Origin of the sequence: Kaistella faecalis (assembly GCF_019195395.1) — a bacterium.
GTDB classification, from domain to species: Bacteria; Bacteroidota; Bacteroidia; order Flavobacteriales; family Weeksellaceae; genus Kaistella; species Kaistella faecalis.
Map to the genome: position 1 here is coordinate 376,107 of NZ_CP078067.1, position 17,675 is coordinate 393,781.

Annotated in this window: 13 protein-coding genes; 5 read left to right on the top strand and 8 right to left on the bottom strand. The window is 41.4% G+C overall.

What is annotated here, in order from left to right; all coding sequences use genetic code 11:
• Positions 1-135 precede the first annotated feature (135 nt).
• The 5 genes from KTV93_RS01820 (at position 136) to KTV93_RS01840 (ending at position 4,984) form a co-directional block, all read left to right on the top strand.
• Complete coding sequence (locus KTV93_RS01820) at positions 136-2,127, top strand: GEVED domain-containing protein (RefSeq protein WP_218249630.1); 1,992 nt, start codon at positions 136-138, stop codon at positions 2,125-2,127.
• 136 nt (positions 2,128-2,263) lie between these two features.
• Positions 2,264-2,605 (top strand): 30S ribosomal protein S6, encoded by a 342-nt coding sequence (gene rpsF, locus KTV93_RS01825; RefSeq protein WP_218249631.1) that lies wholly within the window; start codon positions 2,264-2,266, stop codon positions 2,603-2,605.
• Positions 2,606-2,631: 26 nt separating this feature from the next.
• Positions 2,632-2,934, top strand: a complete 303-nt coding sequence (gene rpsR, locus KTV93_RS01830) for a 30S ribosomal protein S18 (protein WP_218249632.1) — start codon at positions 2,632-2,634, stop codon at positions 2,932-2,934.
• Between the two features lie 69 nt (positions 2,935-3,003).
• On the top strand, positions 3,004-3,525 hold the full coding sequence (gene rplI / locus KTV93_RS01835) for a 50S ribosomal protein L9 (protein ID WP_218249633.1): 522 nt from the start codon (positions 3,004-3,006) through the stop codon (positions 3,523-3,525).
• Between the two features lie 103 nt (positions 3,526-3,628).
• Complete coding sequence (locus KTV93_RS01840) at positions 3,629-4,984, top strand: chloride channel protein (protein ID WP_218249634.1); 1,356 nt, start codon at positions 3,629-3,631, stop codon at positions 4,982-4,984.
• Between the two features lie 52 nt (positions 4,985-5,036).
• Here the strand turns inward: KTV93_RS01840 and KTV93_RS01845 are convergent, their stop codons facing one another.
• The 8 genes from KTV93_RS01845 to KTV93_RS01880 all read right to left on the bottom strand — a co-directional run bounded on the left by KTV93_RS01845 (position 5,037) and on the right by KTV93_RS01880 (position 17,652).
• Positions 5,037-6,557 carry an FMN-binding glutamate synthase family protein gene (locus KTV93_RS01845; protein ID WP_218249635.1) on the bottom strand — a complete coding sequence of 507 codons (1,521 nt, stop codon included), beginning with the start codon at positions 6,555-6,557 and terminating at the stop codon, positions 5,037-5,039.
• A 102-nt stretch (positions 6,558-6,659) separates the two neighbouring features.
• Positions 6,660-8,987 (bottom strand): beta-glucosidase BglX, encoded by a 2,328-nt coding sequence (gene bglX / locus KTV93_RS01850; protein ID WP_218249636.1) that lies wholly within the window; start codon positions 8,985-8,987, stop codon positions 6,660-6,662.
• 11 nt (positions 8,988-8,998) lie between these two features.
• The gene (locus tag KTV93_RS01855; protein ID WP_218249637.1) at positions 8,999-9,709 is read right to left on the bottom strand and encodes a carboxylesterase family protein; all 711 of its coding nucleotides are present in this window, start codon (positions 9,707-9,709) and stop codon (positions 8,999-9,001) included.
• Entirely contained in the window at positions 9,709-11,079 is a 1,371-nt protein-coding gene (locus KTV93_RS01860) for a glucoamylase family protein (protein ID WP_218249638.1), read from the bottom strand. Before KTV93_RS01860 ends, KTV93_RS01855 begins: the two co-directional genes overlap by 1 nt.
• 14 nt (positions 11,080-11,093) lie before the next feature.
• A complete protein-coding gene (locus tag KTV93_RS01865; protein ID WP_218249639.1) occupies positions 11,094-12,485 on the bottom strand; it encodes a glucoamylase family protein in 1,392 nt (463 codons plus the stop codon).
• On the bottom strand, positions 12,486-13,328 hold the full coding sequence (locus tag KTV93_RS01870; RefSeq protein WP_218249640.1) for a LamG domain-containing protein: 843 nt from the start codon (positions 13,326-13,328) through the stop codon (positions 12,486-12,488). It abuts the gene before it with no gap.
• Positions 13,329-13,338: 10 nt separating this feature from the next.
• Positions 13,339-14,817: a RagB/SusD family nutrient uptake outer membrane protein gene (locus tag KTV93_RS01875; protein WP_218249641.1), complete on the bottom strand. Its 1,479-nt coding sequence runs from the start codon at positions 14,815-14,817 to the stop codon at positions 13,339-13,341.
• Between the two features lie 12 nt (positions 14,818-14,829).
• Positions 14,830-17,652, bottom strand: coding sequence for a SusC/RagA family TonB-linked outer membrane protein (locus KTV93_RS01880; RefSeq protein ID WP_218249642.1), 2,823 nt, complete (start codon positions 17,650-17,652; stop codon positions 14,830-14,832).
• Positions 17,653-17,675: the final 23 nt, after the last annotated feature.

The window sequence follows — 17,675 nt, forward strand, 5'->3', positions numbered from 1 at the left end:
TAAATTGCTTATCGAATATTTAACAATATATTAAATTTAGTATAGATTTCGATAAAATAATCGATTTTCATTGGTAATTTAATTTTTTTATACTTAGCTTTGAAGGTAAGTTTAACCAAATTAAATTATTTTATTATGAGAAAAATTCTATTTTCTTTATTTGCAACGGCAGCCTTATGTGCTACTGATGTGATGAAAGCCCAAACGGTTCTGTTCGAAGACAGTTTCGAAACGTATACCGATTTTGCGATTGCAAATATTGGTAGCTGGACGCTTACTGACGTAGATCTGAAACCGACTTACGGCTTTACGGGCATTACTTTTCCCAATACAGGCGTTGCAAAATCCTTCCAGGTTTTCAACTCAACTACCACTACTCCGCCGATGACCCCTACTGCAACTTCAAACTGGACCGCTAAAACCGGTACAAAAATGATGGTGAGCTTTGCGGCGACAAGCAGCCCCTGGAACAACGACTGGCTGATTTCTCCGCAAATTGGGATTCCCGCAGGTGACGGAGCAACCCTTACATTCTATGGCAAAGGATGCGACGCTGATTATGGTGCTGAAAAATTTAAAGTATTAGTATCAACAACCGGAACAGGTGTTGGAACCTTTACCGCTATCAGCCCTCTGGTGACTACACCTTCGGATGCACAGTGGCATCAGTACACTTATGACCTTAACAACTACGCGGGACAAAATATCTACATCGCTATTCAAACTACTTCTGATGACCAGTTCGGCTTCGCAGTAGATGATTTCAAAGTGGTAAGTAATGCGCTGCCAACAGCTGCGCCCAACTGCGCCACCCTTACAACGCCTGCTAATAATACTGCTGATGTAAGCTACAAAGTACCACTATCCCTTGCGTGGACCGCTCCGACAACAGGTGAAGCTGCAGCAAGCTACGATGTATATTTTGGAACCAGCGCTAATCCTACAACACTGTTGATTAATACTACAACGCTTACAACTACTGTACCTATTTCAATGCTGACACCAGCGACAACCTATTACTGGAAAGTTGTTCCTAAAAACGCAGCAGGAAGCGCAACTGGATGTACAGACTTCAGTTTTACTACCATGAGCATGCCTGCATCCGCACCAAACTGTGCAACACTGACCTCACCGGCAAACGGCGCCACAGGAATCGACTATTTAGCACCAAGAACGCTGACTTGGACAGCACCAAGTTCGGGTACTGTAGTTGACAGTTATGATGTATATTTCGGAACAACTGCTAATCCTACTACGCTGCTGGTAAACACGACTTCAACCACAGCTACTGTTCCAGTGAGCCAATTGGCAGCATCTACTACCTATTATTGGAGAGTGGTACCGAAAAACGATACCGGAGCAGCTACTAGCTGCACAGAATTCTCATTCACTACTGCGGCAAATCCATTTGCTCCTTACTGCGGTCCATTGGCAATGACTACTAATACAGAGCCCATTACCCTGGTGAACTTTGCAGACATCAACAACATAACTTCTGCGACTGTAAATGGCACGCCAGCACACGAAAACTTTACCACTATCGTTGGTAATGTAACCCAGGGATCCTCTTACACTGTTACATTAAAAGGTAATACTGACGGAAACTTTACCAACAGATTCGCAGTATTTATCGATTGGAACCAAAACGGGGTACTGAATGATGCTGGTGAAGTTTATGAAATAACCCAAACCATTGTTAACAGCAACGGAACTGATGCTACACAAGCGGTACAATCGCTAGCCGTGCCTGCTAATGCATTAGTTGGCAATACCAGAATGAGAGTTAAGAAAATTTTCGGCACTACCAATTATCTTGCCCCTTGTTCGGGAGCCGGATATGGTCAGGTTGAAGATTACACTCTTAATGTTACTTCACTAGGCGTAAATGACAATGCAAAAACATCAGTAAAAGTTTATCCTAACCCTGTTGTTGATATGCTGAATGTAGAGTCTCCTAATAAGGTAAAATCGGTTTCTGTATTTGATGTTACCGGAAAAGCAGTGTCAACCCATACGCTTAATGCAGCTAAATCTCAGATCAATTTATCTAAATTGGCTCCGGGCGTTTACATGGTAAACATTGAGACAGAAAACGGTGTTCAGACTGTAAAAATCATTAAAAAGTAAAAAGCACTTCATTCTTATTAAATTGAGGTCTGCCGCAGTGCAGACCTTTTTTTATTTATTTAACTGAATTATTGTTACTTTAGGAAATAATTATTACTTTTGCACCTCGAAATAATTAACAAATTTATTTAACATTATGAACAATTACGAAACTGTTTTCATTTTAACTCCCGTTCTATCTGACGCACAGGTGGAGGAAGCAGTAAAAAAATTCGAAGATCTTTTGAGTTCACACAATTGCGAAATCGTTGCCAAAGAAAATTGGGGACTTAAGAAATTGGCTTATCCAATTCAATTGAAAAAGAATGGTTTTTACACTTTAATCGAATTTAAAGGCGAAGGAACTGTAGTTGCAGATTTAGAACTGGCTTTCAAACGTGATGAGAGAGTTATCCGTTTCTTGACCACTAAACTTGACAAACATGCTATGGAGTATGCTGTAACAAGAAGAACCAAAGTAAAAACTGCAAAAGCTTAATTTAACCCCTCTAAAAATTTACAACAATGGCAATAGACGATATGGCTAAACAAGCCTCTGCTGGAGGTGAATCGGAAGTAAAATTTCTTACTCCACTAGATATCAACACTAAAACTGATAAAAAATACTGTAGATTCAAAAAATACGGAATCAAACATGTAGATTATAAGGACGAAAAATTCCTTCTTCAGTTTGTTAACGAGCAAGGTAAAATTTTACCAAGAAGATACACCGGAACTTCTTTGAAATACCAAAGAAAAGTATCTGCTGCAATCAAAAGAGCGAGACACTTGGCTTTAATGCCTTATGTAGCTGATTTATTAAAATAATACAAACCAAAATAGTTGTTGGCTGTTTCACAAAAACGCCTAACTTCTAATTAAAAAAGGACAACAACAATGGAAATTATCCTAAAAAAAGATGTAGAGAACTTAGGACTTGAGTTCGATACCGTAAACGTAAAGCCAGGTTATGCAAGAAACTTCTTGTTACCACAAGGTTTGGCACTTTTGGCAACCCCAAAAAACAAAGCAAATCTTGAAGCTACTTTAGAAGCAAGAAAAGAAGAAGAAGCAAAATTAGTTGCTGAAGCTACTGCAATTGTAGAACAACTGAAGAAAACAGATATCACTATCGCTACAAAAGTAGGTTCTGGTGATAAACTTTTCGGATCTATCAACAATGCAAACCTTTCTGAAGAATTAGCTAAAAAAGGTGTTAACGTTGACAAGAAATATATCAAAATTCCTGGAAACACAATTAAGAGAACCGGTAAATTTGCTGCGCAGATCCGTTTGCACAGAAATGTAGAGCACACTTACGAATTCGATATCGTATCTGACGCTCCACCAGCACCAGCTGCTCCTAAAGCTGCTCCAGCTCCAAAAAAAGTTGAAGAAACTCCTGCTGAAGAAGCATAAGATTTCTAAACATATTAAAGAATCCGGTAATTAATTTGCCGGATTTTTTTTTGTAATACTCTCAACAGTTTTCATATTAAATATAAATTGATAATTTTGTTTAATGCTCCGAATTTTTGTTTACCTGCGCCGCAGTATTAAAAAATCCTTTGACAATCTCCAGAACGAAAAACTGAAACACAATCTGTTGCAGGCGATTCCTTTTTGGATCGGGTCACTCATTACCGGATTTATAGCCGTCATGTACGCGCAAATATTCACCTGGGGCGAAAAGCTGATGAATCTAATCTTCGACTGGAACGCGTGGATGATTTTCATTATCGCACCCACTGGTTTCGTGCTGTCCTGGTGGCTGGTAAAAGAATTCGCACCTTATTCAAAAGGCAGCGGAATTCCGCAGGTAATGGCTGCGGTAGAACTCGCAAACCCGAAAGAACACACCAAAATCCGTCATCTTTTAAGTCTGAAAATCATTGTTTTTAAAATTTTATCAAGTTTGGCGCTGGTAATTGGTGGTGGTGCTGTAGGACGTGAAGGTCCGACGATTCAGATTGCAGGTTCAGTCTTCAGAAAAGTCAACGAATATCTTCCTGACTGGTGGCCTAAAATATCTAAAAAGAATATGATCATGACCGGTGCTGCAGCTGGACTCTCGGCAGCATTCAATACACCATTAGGAGGAATTGTATTCGCTGTGGAAGAACTCTCGAAAACCCATATCAATTACTTTAAAACCGCACTTTTTACCGCTGTAATTATTGCGGGTTTAACCGCGCAAACGCTTGCCGGATCTTATCTCTATCTGGGTTATCCTAAAACTGCGGATGTAAGTTTAATGGTAATGTTTCCCGTGATCCTGGTTGCCGGAATTTCCGGAGTTTTAGCAAGTCAGCTTTCTGTTTTTATGCTCGCCATTAACTCCTGGAAAAAAAGATTGAAAAGCGACCGCAGCAACATTATTTTTCTTGTAATTTCTGCTTTAATAATTGCTTCTTTAGCCTTTTTTGTAAACCGAGAAATTCTGGGCTCCGGAAAGGAAATTATGGAGAGAACCCTGTTCACCGATGATAAACATGAAGAGTGGTACATGCCCATTTTCAGGATGATCGGGCCGGCATTATCTTTTACCTCAGGTGGCGCAGGCGGAATTTTTGCACCGGCACTTTCGGCAGGAGCCAGCGTAGGATCTGTGATTTCCGGCTGGATAAATTTAACACCCAATGAGACCAATGTGGTAATTCTGGGAGGAATGGTGGCCTTTCTTACAGGAATTACGCGGGCACCTTTTACCTCTGCCATTATTGTATTGGAAATGACCGACAGACACTCTTTAATTTTCCATCTTATGCTTGCCGGAATGGTTTCGTCACTCATCTCATTAATGGTAAGCAGAAGATCGTTATACGATGCGCTAAAGATTTCTTATCTGGAAGAACTCAGGGGTGAGAAAAAGTCATAAAAAATCCGGTAAAAATTTTACCGGATTTACTATAATCTTAGAGTAACTGCAATTAGTATTGGGTTGCTTTATGTTTTACATTCCCTAAAATATCCGGGAAATAAACATCCGACAGATGATCAAATTCATCACCTCTCATAAACATGGTCGCGTCAACCTCATCATAAGAATCTTTACCGGCAGCTGCAATCAGTTCGTTGCAGGTATGAAGTGTATTCTTGTGAAAATGGTAAACTCTTTCACTTTTATCAGTAACATCCAGCCCTTTAATAAGCATTTTGTCCTGAGTTGCGACTCCTGTTGGACAATTATTCGTGTTACATCTTAAGGCCTGAATACAGCCCAATGCAAACATAAATCCACGTGCATTGTTACACATATCCGCACCCATTGCAATCGCGCGCAAAATGTCTAGTGAAGTAAGAACTTTTCCGCTGGCGATAATTTTCACTTTATCACGAAGGTTGAAATTATTAAGTGTTCTGTTCACGAAAATCAAAGCCGGCTCAAGCGGCATTCCTACTCCATCGGAAAATTCCGGAGGTGCAGCTCCCGTTCCACCTTCTGCTCCGTCAATAGTAATAAAATCGGGATATATTTTAAGTACATTCATCTGAACGCAGATATCTTCAAACTCTCTGGTATCACCGATACAAAGCTTAAATCCAACGGGTTTGCCACCGGAAAGTTCTCTTAGCTGCTGCACAAATTTCAACAGTCCGGCCGCATCTGAAAAAGCAGAATGCGAAGGAGGCGAAATAATGGTAAGTCCAGGCTGTACGTGTCTTATCGCTGCAATCTCCGGTGTATTTTTGGCGCCCGGTAAAACCCCGCCATGACCAGGTTTTGCTCCCTGTGAAATCTTGATCTCGATCATTTTCACATTTGGAATTGTGGAATTTTTAGTAAAAATTTCAGGGGAAAATTTTCCTTCTTCGTCTCTACAGCCGAAGTATCCTGTACCGATCTGCCAGCATAAATCACCGCCCTCCAAGTGATAAGGAGAAATTCCACCTTCGCCTGTGTTATGGTAAAAACCGCCTTTTTTTGCACCTCTGTTCAGGGACATTTGAGCCCGGTCACTTAAGGAACCAAAACTCATCGCCGAAATATTAAATAAGGAAGCGTGGTATTTTTGGGTACACTGCTCGCCTCCGACCCAAACCTTCGGCAATTCCTCTTTAGGTGATTTTGCGTAGATCGAGTGCTTAATTCCTTCGTATTTCCTTTGATTAATCTCCAACTGTGTACCAAACGGAACGGTATCACTGATGTTTTTCGAACGGCGGTACACTGCGGACCGCTGATTACGGGGGAATGGTTTTCCGTCCGTTTCTCTTTCAATAAAATACTGCTGCATTTCCGGAGAAATACCTTCAAAAATATATCTGAAGTATCCCAACACGGGAAAGTTACGAAGAATAGCATGTTTTGTCTGAAAACTGTTATGGATTCCCAGAGCATAGATGGCTGTTAACAAAATTGGAATCCAATAGTGCGCCCTAATCAGCAAAGCAATCATCCAAACTGCAATCAGGATAACTATTCCCCACTTAATGAATTTGTCTCTCATTACATAAGTTGTTTAAAAATTGACCTCAAATTTAGCACTTTTAAACGGACAAAAAAAACCGCTTTCATTATTATGAAAACGGCTTAAACACTTCGTATTTTATTATTTATCCCAATTGATTTTTATACGCTGAACCTCCTGTGAATTGGTACCGGTCATGATCTCGAATTCGCCTGCTTCCCAATCATATTTAAGGGAATTGTTATAGAATTTTAAATCCTCGGGCGTGATATTGAAAGTTACTTTTTTACTTTCTCCTTTCTTGAGGAAAACCTTCTGGAAACCTTTCAATTCTTTTACAGGCCGTGTAATACTTCCCACCAAATCGCGGATGTATAACTGCACCACTTCTGCCCCGTCATAATTTCCCGAATTCTTTAGGTTTACCGAAACCTGAACGGTTTGCTTTCCTTTTGGATTCGTATTGGAAACCGACATATCGGAATAGGTGAAACTGGTATAGCTTAATCCATAACCGAAAGGATAAAGCGGCGTGTTGCATTCATCCATATAATTAGCACGGAATCTGTCATACTCGCATTTATCTGTTTTTTCGGCACTTAAAGGCCGACCTGTATTTTTATGATTGTAATAAATAGGAACCTGTCCTAAACTTCTGGGGAAAGTAACGGGAAGTTTACCGGAAGGATTTACTTTACCGAACAGCACATCTGCAATAGCGTTACCGGCTTCGGTTCCTGAAAACCAAACATTGAGCATGGCATCCGGAACATCTTTCACATTGGTTAAAGCCAATGGTCTTCCGGTGAAAAGCACCATTGCTATTGGTTTTCCGGTCTTTTTAAGTTCGTTCAACAAATCAATCTGAGACTGTGGGATGGTAATTTCGCTTCTTGATGATGACTCGCCGCTCATTTCAGCAGATTCGCCGATTGCGAGCACGATTACGTCAGCTTTTTGAGCAACATCCATCGCTTCTTTCAGAATTACTTCTTTCGGACGGTTGTCTCGGTCAGTGAGTTTTCCGTGGGCAGCATAAATATTTTCGAGTTTTTCACTGTAATCAATATTAGCACCTTTGGCTGAGATAAATTTCACCTCTTTTCCAAAGTTGTCCTGAAGTCCTTTCATCAACGACACTGCATTGGCATGTTTCGCAGCCACACTCCATGTCCCGGCCATGTTGAGTGAATTATTAACCAATGGACCGATTACTGCTACAGTTCCCGATTTTTTTAAAGGTAACACGTTATTCTCATTTTTCAATAAAACCATCGATTGTGCCGCGGTGTTTCTTGCAATATTTCTATTTTCAAGACTGTTAACCTCTTTCGCCGCCAGTTTTGCATCTCCATAGCGGTAAGGATCTTCAAAAAGACCTAAATCATATTTCGCTTCGAGAACTCTTCTCGCAGCCATATCGATTTCTGCCTGGGTAACTTTTCCTTCCTGCAAAGATTTCTTTAAAGTTTTCAGAAAACCTTCGCCCACCATATCCATATCGATTCCCGCTTTTAACGACATCGCAGAAACCTGCTGAAGATCGCCCATTCCATGATCAATCATTTCATTAATCCCGGTATAATCTGTCACTACAAATCCGCCAAAGCCCCATTTGTTTCGGAGAACTTCGGTCTGCAACCATCGGTTTCCGGTCGCAGGAATTCCGTCAACTTCGTTAAATGAAGCCATTACAGAACCTACACCTGCATCTACCGCTGCTTTATAAGGAGGAAAATATTCGTTGAACATGCGTACATGGCTCATATCAACCGTATTATAATCCATTCCTGCTTCACCGGCGCCATAAAGTGCAAAATGCTTTACACAAGCCATGATCGTGTTGCTGAGAGAGAGATCTTTGCCTTGATAACCATAGACCATATGTTTGGCGATTTCACTCCCTAGATAAGGATCTTCTCCCGAACCTTCAGAAATCCTGCCCCATCTTGGTTCACGGGAAATATCGGTCATTGGTGAGAAAGTCCAGGAAATTCCATCTGCGGAAGCTTCTCGGGCAGCGACCCTTGCTGACTGCTGAATTAAATTCATATCCCAGGAAGCCGCTAAACCAAGAGGAATCGGGAAATTGGTTTCATATCCGTGGATTACATCCATTCCAAAAATTAAAGGAATTTTGAGGCGGCTTTTCTCCACCGCAACTTTCTGCACCGCGCGTATTTTATCGGCGCCTTTAATATTGAAGAGTCCGCCAACAAGACCGTCTTCTATCTTTTTTCCGATATCGGAGTTTTGGGCCGTACCGGTAGTGAAATCACCTGCACTTGGAAGATTGAGCTGACCGATTTTTTCGTCAACTGTCATCTTTGCAAGTAATGCATCAACAAAAGCTTTCTTCTTTGCATTGTACTGCGGCGTCTGGTAAGCCTGCACCGGTTTTGTCACCATTTCCTGTGCTAAAAGGCAGCTAGATAGTGCCATAGCAGCAACTAAAAGTAATTTCTTCATAAACTTCTACTTTATATTATTTGATTTTTTTGAGCCAGCATCCATTCGTATAATTTTGGATTGGAATATGTAGAATCCCAGGAATTATGATTATCATCCGGAAAGATAACGAGCTCTGTATTTTTATTTACTTTTTTGATCTCCTGATAAATCTCGATGGCGTTCATTGGCGATACAATATCATCATTAGCACCATGGAAAATTTTCATTGGTAAATCTTTGTATTGGCTCGCACGCACTTTCATCAACCGGTCGACAGGCGGACAAACTGCTACAACTGCTGAAAATAATTCCGGGTGTTCCATGGCGAGTTTGAGTGAACCCCAACCTCCCATGGAAAGGCCTGTAAGGATGATTCTGGATTCATCGATTTTATATTTCTGCTGAATTTCTTTAATCAAATGATAAATGGTTTCTGTATCCCACCAAACTCCTTCGGGACATTGGGGTGCCAGAATTGCTACCGGTTCTTTTATCAGGTTTTTGTAGTTGAAAGGTCCGTTGGCTTTTACCTTTTCCAAGTTAGTTCCGCGTTCGCCGGAGCCGTGAAGAAAGACCATAAGCGGAACTTTGCCTTTCGCATCTTTAGGATAATCTAAAATATAAGAAATCTTCTGAACCCTTTTGGTTTCTTTACTCATCTCAGCTTTAATTTCCTGACCTTTAAGATTAAGAGAAAAGAAACACGATGCCGTAAATAGACATGTTAACAATACTTTCATTAAAAATTATATTTTGTTGATTTGAAATCCAGTTTCTTTAAACCGTTTTTAATTTCGGGAGCGTTCATAAATAATTTCCAAAGCAATCCGGTGCGGTAATTTTCGATCATTGGTGCAATTGTACCCTGATCAATTGCCAGATATCTAGGAGTAAACCAATTGTTGTAATGAATTGAAGTAGCATCATAAGGTCCGGCAGAACCGATAAATTCGGGTTTCTGAGTGTAAAGAAACCGTAAAACATTCATTGATTCTTTAGGCGTATATGGGAAACTGCTGAGGGCGGCAGTTGGCGTTACCACACCGCGATCATTCTTAGGATTATGCCCATCGTAACCTACGGTACCGTCCTGATTTCTGGTATAACTTGCAGTAAACCCCCAGTAATTCGGGCCATAACCTTTCCATTGCTTAGGATTTTCGACACTGTAACTGTACTGAATCATGGCGTGACTGCGGTTCAGATCAAAATAATTCTTCACCAATCTGTCGGATAATCCGGTAGGATCTAATCCCAGATAAGAATAGTGAGCCCAAAACATAGGTCCGCCATATTCTTCAGCTCCATTATGTTTTACGTAAAGCGGATACCCATATTTTTCTGCGGTCGTGGTATAAGTCCCGTTTCGGGTCCAGCCCTGATAGAAAGTGTCAGCATCAATGGGATAAGTCGGCGAGGAAGCTGCGAGAATGTAAGTGACTAAAGTCTCATCATAGCCCTGAAGTTTATGATTCATTTCCCAGCCATTAATAGGAGACCAATGCCAGTAAAGCACTTTTTCTCCGCCTTTGGTGTACCAGTTCCATTCTACGCCTTTCCAGAGATCGTCCATTTTTCTTGCGAGTGCTTTCTCTTCGGCATTTCCGTTTTTAAAATATTCACGAACAGTAATAATACCTTCAACAAGGAACGCAGTTTCTACAATATCGCCACCATTGTCTTTTTTTCCGAATGAAACCGTTTTTCCGGTCTCACCATTAAGCCAATGAGGCCAGGCACCGTGATGTCTGTCAGCTTTTGCTAAAAAATCTGCGATATGAGTTAACCGTTTTACTGCTTCACTTCTCGGGATGAAACCTCTTTCTACTCCTACCAGAATCGTCATCAGTCCGAAACCTGAGCCACCTGTGGTAACTACATTGGTATCATTTTTAGGATAAAAATCTTCATGGTAGCGTTCCCTACCCATCAAAGAATTAGGTTCGGCGAAATCCCAAAAATATTTGAGTGCATCTTTCTGCACGCGATCCATTAGTTGCTCATCAGTAAATTTCTGTATACTTTCCGGCTCTGCAGCCACTTTCTGTACATTATTACAGGAACTTAAAAGTGACAAAGCCATAACCGAAAGTGCGAATATCTTCTTCATTTTAATTTTTGATTTTAAAATCCATGTTGTGTTGAATGGAATCCTAATTTAACTAGTCCCGACCTGACATCCGGAGCATTCATAAAAAGATCCCAGAGAAAGGCTGATTTCTGATTTTCGATCATTGGAGCAATTGTTCCCTGATCAATAGCAAGATAACGAGGGGTAACCCAATTATAATGCAGCGAATAAGCATCGTAAGGTCCTGCAACTCCAATTAATTTTTCATAATTTTCATTATAAAGGAATCTTAGGTAATTCATGCTTTCAGTCGGAGTATAAGGGAAATTTGAGATGGCCGCCGTAGGCGAGATAATACCGAGATCGTTATTAGGCTGATGTGCAGCATAACCTGTACTTCCATCTGCATTCCTGCTGTAACTGGCTGTTAATCCCCAGTTTTTTGCAGAATAACCGTTCCAGCCTTTTGGATTTGATATCCCGTACTGATACATGATTTTCGCATGATTTGCAGTGACGTCACCATAATTCACAAACTCATCGGAAAGCCCCCGCGGATCCAATCCTAAAAAAGAATAATGTGACCAAAACATGGGACCTACATTACCGGTGGCGCCGTTGTGATTCGCCACGACGGGGATTCCATACTGAGACGCTGAATTTTTTATACCGCCATTCCTAGCCCATCCCTGCTGATACACTGATTTTTCGATGGAGTAAGTTGGCGAAGCTGCGGCTAAAACGTAGGTGATCATAGTTTCATCAAAACCCTGAAGTTTATGATTCATCTGAAAACTGTAATTGGGTGACCAATGCCAATAGAGAACATTTTGGCCCTGGGTATACCAGTTCCATTCTACTCCTTTCCATAGTTCGTCAGCCTTCTGGGAAAGCGCAAGTTCCGTAGGGTCTGTAGAGGTTTTAAAATACTCTCTTACACAAATCAATCCCTGAACGAGAAAAGCTGTTTCAACCAAATCACCGCCGTTATCCATCGGACTAAAAGGGATTACATTTCCTGTACTACCGCTGATCCAGTGAGACCACGCTCCATGAAAACGGTCGGCATTCTGAAGGAAATTCAGTGCGGTACCAATTCTTGAAACAGCTTCCGCACGCGGAATATATCCATTTTTAATCCCAACGAGCACGGTCATCAGTCCAAATCCAGATCCACCCGCAGAAACAACATTTGCATCTAACCCAGGATTTTCTGTATGATATCTTTCGCGTGCTAATTTGGAATTTACTTCTGCATAATCCCAAAAATATTTCAGCGCATCTTTCTGCACCATTTCTACAATTTGGGGATCGGTGTATCTTGTTGTATGAGGTGGATCGATTGGCGGTTCCACAATGTCGGGCTCCCGCCCATTAGAACAACTGCCATAACTGAAAAGTATGGCAGTTGCTAAAGAAAAACTTATAGTTCGGAATAAATTCATCTATTTTTTCTTGGAGAATAAAGCCTGAACTTCTGCGGCAGAAAGTGCTGAAGAGTACATTCTAAACTGGTCAATGCCTCCTGTATATGAATTTTTTAACCAGTCATCGCCATTATTGGCTATCTGTTCAGCAGTAAATTCCTGCGGACCTGCACCAATTTTTAATCCGGTGATTTTCGCAGGCTCCAAAACAACGTTTCCATGATTAGTCCATTCAGATTTGAACGCATGTGGCTGCCCGTCAACATACAGTGTCATAGTAGACGTAGTGCCGTCGTAAACGAAAGCTAGATGGTGCCACTGACCGTTGTAAATACCTAACGGACTGTTTCCCCCAACCCATTCAAACCATTTTTCGCCGGTTTTATCTTTTACAAAGAATTTAAGAATCGGTGTGGCTACAGAACCTTCTGTAAGTAAAAACATAGAACCACCTGACCAGTGGTAATCAGTAACGGCTGGCATACTGAAGATGTGATCTGTTTTCATCTCGCTTTTCTTCGTCCAAACTGATACCGTGAAGCTTCCTGCAGTTTGTGCAAAATCGTTTGCACTGGTATACTTAATGTATTTGTATTTCGCGCCTTGCACTGCTTTCGCAGACGCGCCATCTATTGAGGCTAAAGGATTGTCCGACGGGAATTTTGCGCGGATGCTATCCACAGCGTTCATTAAAGGATTGGTAGAAGTACCGTCGAATGCAACATAAAATTTCAGCGGACCCCCAGGCTGACTTGCGTCTTTCGGAAAGCTTTCAAGTTCGGGGCGGTCCAAATCCTGACACGAAAACGCAAACAGCGCAAAGGTGCAGATACTTATAATATTGAGGATTTTATTTTTCATGAGTAAAAAATTAATAATTAGGATTCTGAACAAGCACTCCCTGTGCTTTGTCTATCGCTTCCTGCGGGATAGGGAAATACATATTTCTTGATGTATAACCAAACGGCGCAAGAACGGTAATTGCATCACCCCAACGAACCAAATCGTAAAACCTTTCTGATTCCATAGCAAATTCTATGCGTCTTTCATGTTTAACAGCATCACGCAATGTCCCCTGATTAAGTGCGGTAGTAGCAGGCAAACCTGCTCTTGTTCTAATCATGTTTACATAGGTAGTCGCTGTGCCGATTTGGCCAAGTTCATTTGCAGCCTCCGCAGCCATCAACAAAACATCTGCATAACGAATGAGCTTAATGTCTTCCCAGTGATTTTTGTTTTCAGCATACTGCGTTCTTTCAGCGGGTAAAGTGTAGGCTTTGCCATTCCAATATTTTTGTGCCAATGGTGGTGAATCAGGTACGACAAGATTAGGTGTATCGTAGATATCAGGGCCCCCAGAGAACAAAATTGTTGTTTTCTTACGCTTGTCGCCTGCTTCATATGCTGCTACCAAACCTTCGGAAGGAACGTTGAATCCCCAGCCAAGATCCCAGGTACCAGAACCACGCACACCCTGACTTTCATAATAGTTGTTCGTGTATTTAGTGGGAAAATCGTATGTTTTCTGAACTTCGAAGATCGACTCTGAAGAATTGTTTCCCGCTTTTGTAAACTCGGCGTCGTAAGACGGATTTAAAGAATATACTCCAGAATTGATAACTGCCATTGAATGCTCCAGCGCCTTTGGCCAATTTTTCTGGATTAAGTACAGCTTTGCAAGAATTGCATTCGCAACACCTTTAGTTACACGGCCACGGTAGGCAGCCGGCCATTCAACAGGAAGATCAACAAGCGCCGCTGTAAGATCGCTGATAATCTGCGCATCTACCTCTGCAACCGTATTTTTCGGAGCAATTTCGTCAGCTGGAACATCGATTGCTTTGAGGTTAACCGGTACCTCACCGAAATCCCGGCGTAGCTGGAAAAAGCAGTAGGCCCGAATCGCTTTAGCTTCAGCAATATTAACCAGAGTACCTGGCACCGTACTGTTACTCGCCTGGGCATTAATTATCAACTCATTTGCGTCATAAATAATTTTGTAAGGACCATTCCACGCGTTTTTGATATGCCCGTTTGTGGCAACATAGCCAAAGTTATTAAAGACATTTCCATCTGCTGAAGCATCTGCAGCGGTACTTCCTTTTTCGTTATCGTCCGCGCGAATGCTGTGGGTCCATAAATAGGAGAAATCACTCATCCCGCTTTGGGTTCGAAGACCCGCATATAGCCCGAAAGCACTAGCTTCGAATCCCCCAACCGGCACTTCACCGCTAGTTGGACGTCCTTCCGGACGCAAATCCAGCCAGTCTTCGCCGCAGCTCTGAAAAGAAAAACTTGCGACTGACAGCGCACTAAACATGAGCAGGTTTTTAACTGATATTATTTTCATTTTATTTATTTTTTAGAAAGTTGCATTTATACCAAAAGAAGCAATTCGTGGGTTAGGATAACCTCCAGCATTTATCCCAAACGAAGTAGCGTTACCGCCGGCTTCAGGGGTGAATCCGTTCACATGATCCCATGTTTTAAGGTTCTGAACATTGATGTATACTTTAAGCGCTTCTAAACTGATTCCTTCCAGGAAGTTTTTATTGAAACTATAACCCATCTGAACATTACGGATTCTGAAGAAACTTCCGTCCTCAATCATGTAGCTGGAAATCTCACGGTTGTACCCTGTTGCTGTGTAACTGCGTGGCTCCCAGTTTGATGTTCCCGGTCCCGTCCAACGGTCCATACGTTCTTCACGATAATTGAAAGGTGCAAATGAGTTCCCATTTCCCCAGCCTCTATAAACTTCATTACCATAAACTCCGTAAAAATCAGCATCAATAAAGAAACCTTTGTAATTGGTCCCAAGCGAAAATCCGTAGGTAAAGTCAGGCGTAGGATCACCGATCATCGTCCGGTCATCAGCTGTAATCTTGCCATCACCATTTACATCACGATATTTAAAATCTCCAGGAGCTACATCGCCAATAGTTGAGGATGGACTTCCTAAAATATCAGCATACGATTGGTAAAGGCCATCTACGACATAACCATAGAAAGCGCCGATTGGCAAGCCCGGTTGGTAGGTTGAAGGTCCGAAGTAAAACTTATCACCCTGATTTAACGTTTCCAAAACATTTGTTTTAGTTGTTGATAAATTTCCACTTGCATACCACGTCAAATCTTCGCTAATACGGTCGCGCCAAGATGCTGTAAATTCATATCCCTTCGCTTCAATCTTACCTGCATTCATGAAAATACTTGGAGTGGAATTGACTAGGGTGAGCAGATCTTCGGTCCGTTTGTAATAATGAACGGCTTCCAATGAAAGCTTTTTGTTGAACCATTGAGATTCAAAACCAAATTCATACGATTTTAAATGTTCCCATTTCAGATCTTCAGTTTCTTCAAATTCCTTTTCGAAGGCAGGATAAAGATTTCCGTTAAAAACTCCAGTTCCTCCAGGCACAAATCCTGAATATCCGAAATAATTGTTGGATGTGTTCTGATTTCCTAAATCACCGTAAGAACCTTTAAGCTTTAAATAATTAAGTATGGTAAGGTCTTTCATAAACTCTTCACGAGTAATTTCCCACGCTGCTCCTACAGACCAAAACTGGTTAAAGCGGTAACCCGGTGAAAGTACTGACGAGCCATCGGAACGAACTGACGCGTTCAGCATATACTTTCCGTCATAATTATAAAGCACCCGTCCGAGGTAAGAAACTTGTCTTTTTTTACTTTGTCCAGTACCTACTGTTCTTGTGGTAACATCCCCGAAATCGTTATTCAAATACCAGAAACGCGGATCGTTCGGAATCTGCCCTAATGGATTCGATAAACTGCTTCGAACGCTGCCATTCATACCGGAATATTCCTGTGAAATTGTTTCAAAACCAACCAAGGCGGTTAGATCGTGCAAGCCAAATTTGTTTCTATAAGTAAGCAACTGATTTTGCTGGAAAAACAGCGTACGGTTTTCAAACTGATTTACCGACGTCAGCAGCTGTCCTGAATAAGGCGCGATGGTATTGGTCTCAGGAATATAAACATCAAAAACAGGACTGTAACCTCTTCCATAATTGCTTCGGTAATTCACAAAATAATTAGACCTGAAAGTAAAATTTCTCAGGAAGTCAAATTCCAAATATGCATTTGGATTGAATTGAATATCTTTATTGAGTTGCGTAAAACGTGTAGCTTCAATAGCAGCTAATGGATTCCCAATTTGGGCAGCACCAATTTGCTGAGGCAAGGAGTTGTAATAGCCAAAATAATCTCCCGCAATCATGTTAAGCGGTGTTACTACAGGAGTTGCGTTCAACGCTGACCCAAAACTTCTGCCCTGTGGAAGTTTGCTATACGATCCGGTCATTCCGAATCCAGCTCTAATCTTATCAGTTATTTTTAGATCATCATTGAATTTGAATGTAAGTCTGGAGTATTTCTCATATTTAATGGAACCCTCTTCGTCATGGTATCCGAATGAAAAACTAACACGGTTTTTGTCAGTGCCGTTGGAAATTGTAACGTTGTGCTGATTAATAACTCCGCCCTTCTGTGCGATTTCATCAATCCAGTTTGTATTCGCGTTAAAAAGACTGAAATCGTACGGCTGCAATCCCTGATTCAAAAGGTCTTCATTATAAAGTGTACGAAACTGATCACCGTTAGTTAGGTTCGGACGGTTGTCGAAAGATTTCACACCTAGTGAAGACGTAAGCGTTACGCTGGTACGTCCTGAACGTCCTCTTTTGGTCGTCACGATGATGGCTCCATTTGCGCCACGGTTACCGAAGATTGCTAGCGAAGACGGATCTTTAAGCACTTCAATGGATTCAATGTCCGCTGGATTCACAAAATCGATATTGTCAGCAAATACACCATCGACGATATAAACCGGCTGTGTGGCACCAATCGTAACCGTTCCTCGGATTCTTACGTCTGCCTGCGACCCTGGCTGTCCCGAATTTACAATCGAAAGTCCCGCTACCTGTCCTTGAAGTGAGTTCACTGGGTTAGAAGCGGGTTTATCACTAACTTCTGCGCCGTCAACCTTTGCAATTGAGCCTGTGAGATCACGTTTTTTTGCTGTACCATAACCAATCATCACCACCTCTTCAATTTTCTGTTCCTTCACCACGGTATCCCGCGGAACTTCCTGTGCATTTACATTCATGCCGAAGTAAAATACTGCGATTAGGCAAGGAAATTTTAAATTACTGTGTTTCATATAGTATTTTTTGTTTTGTAATT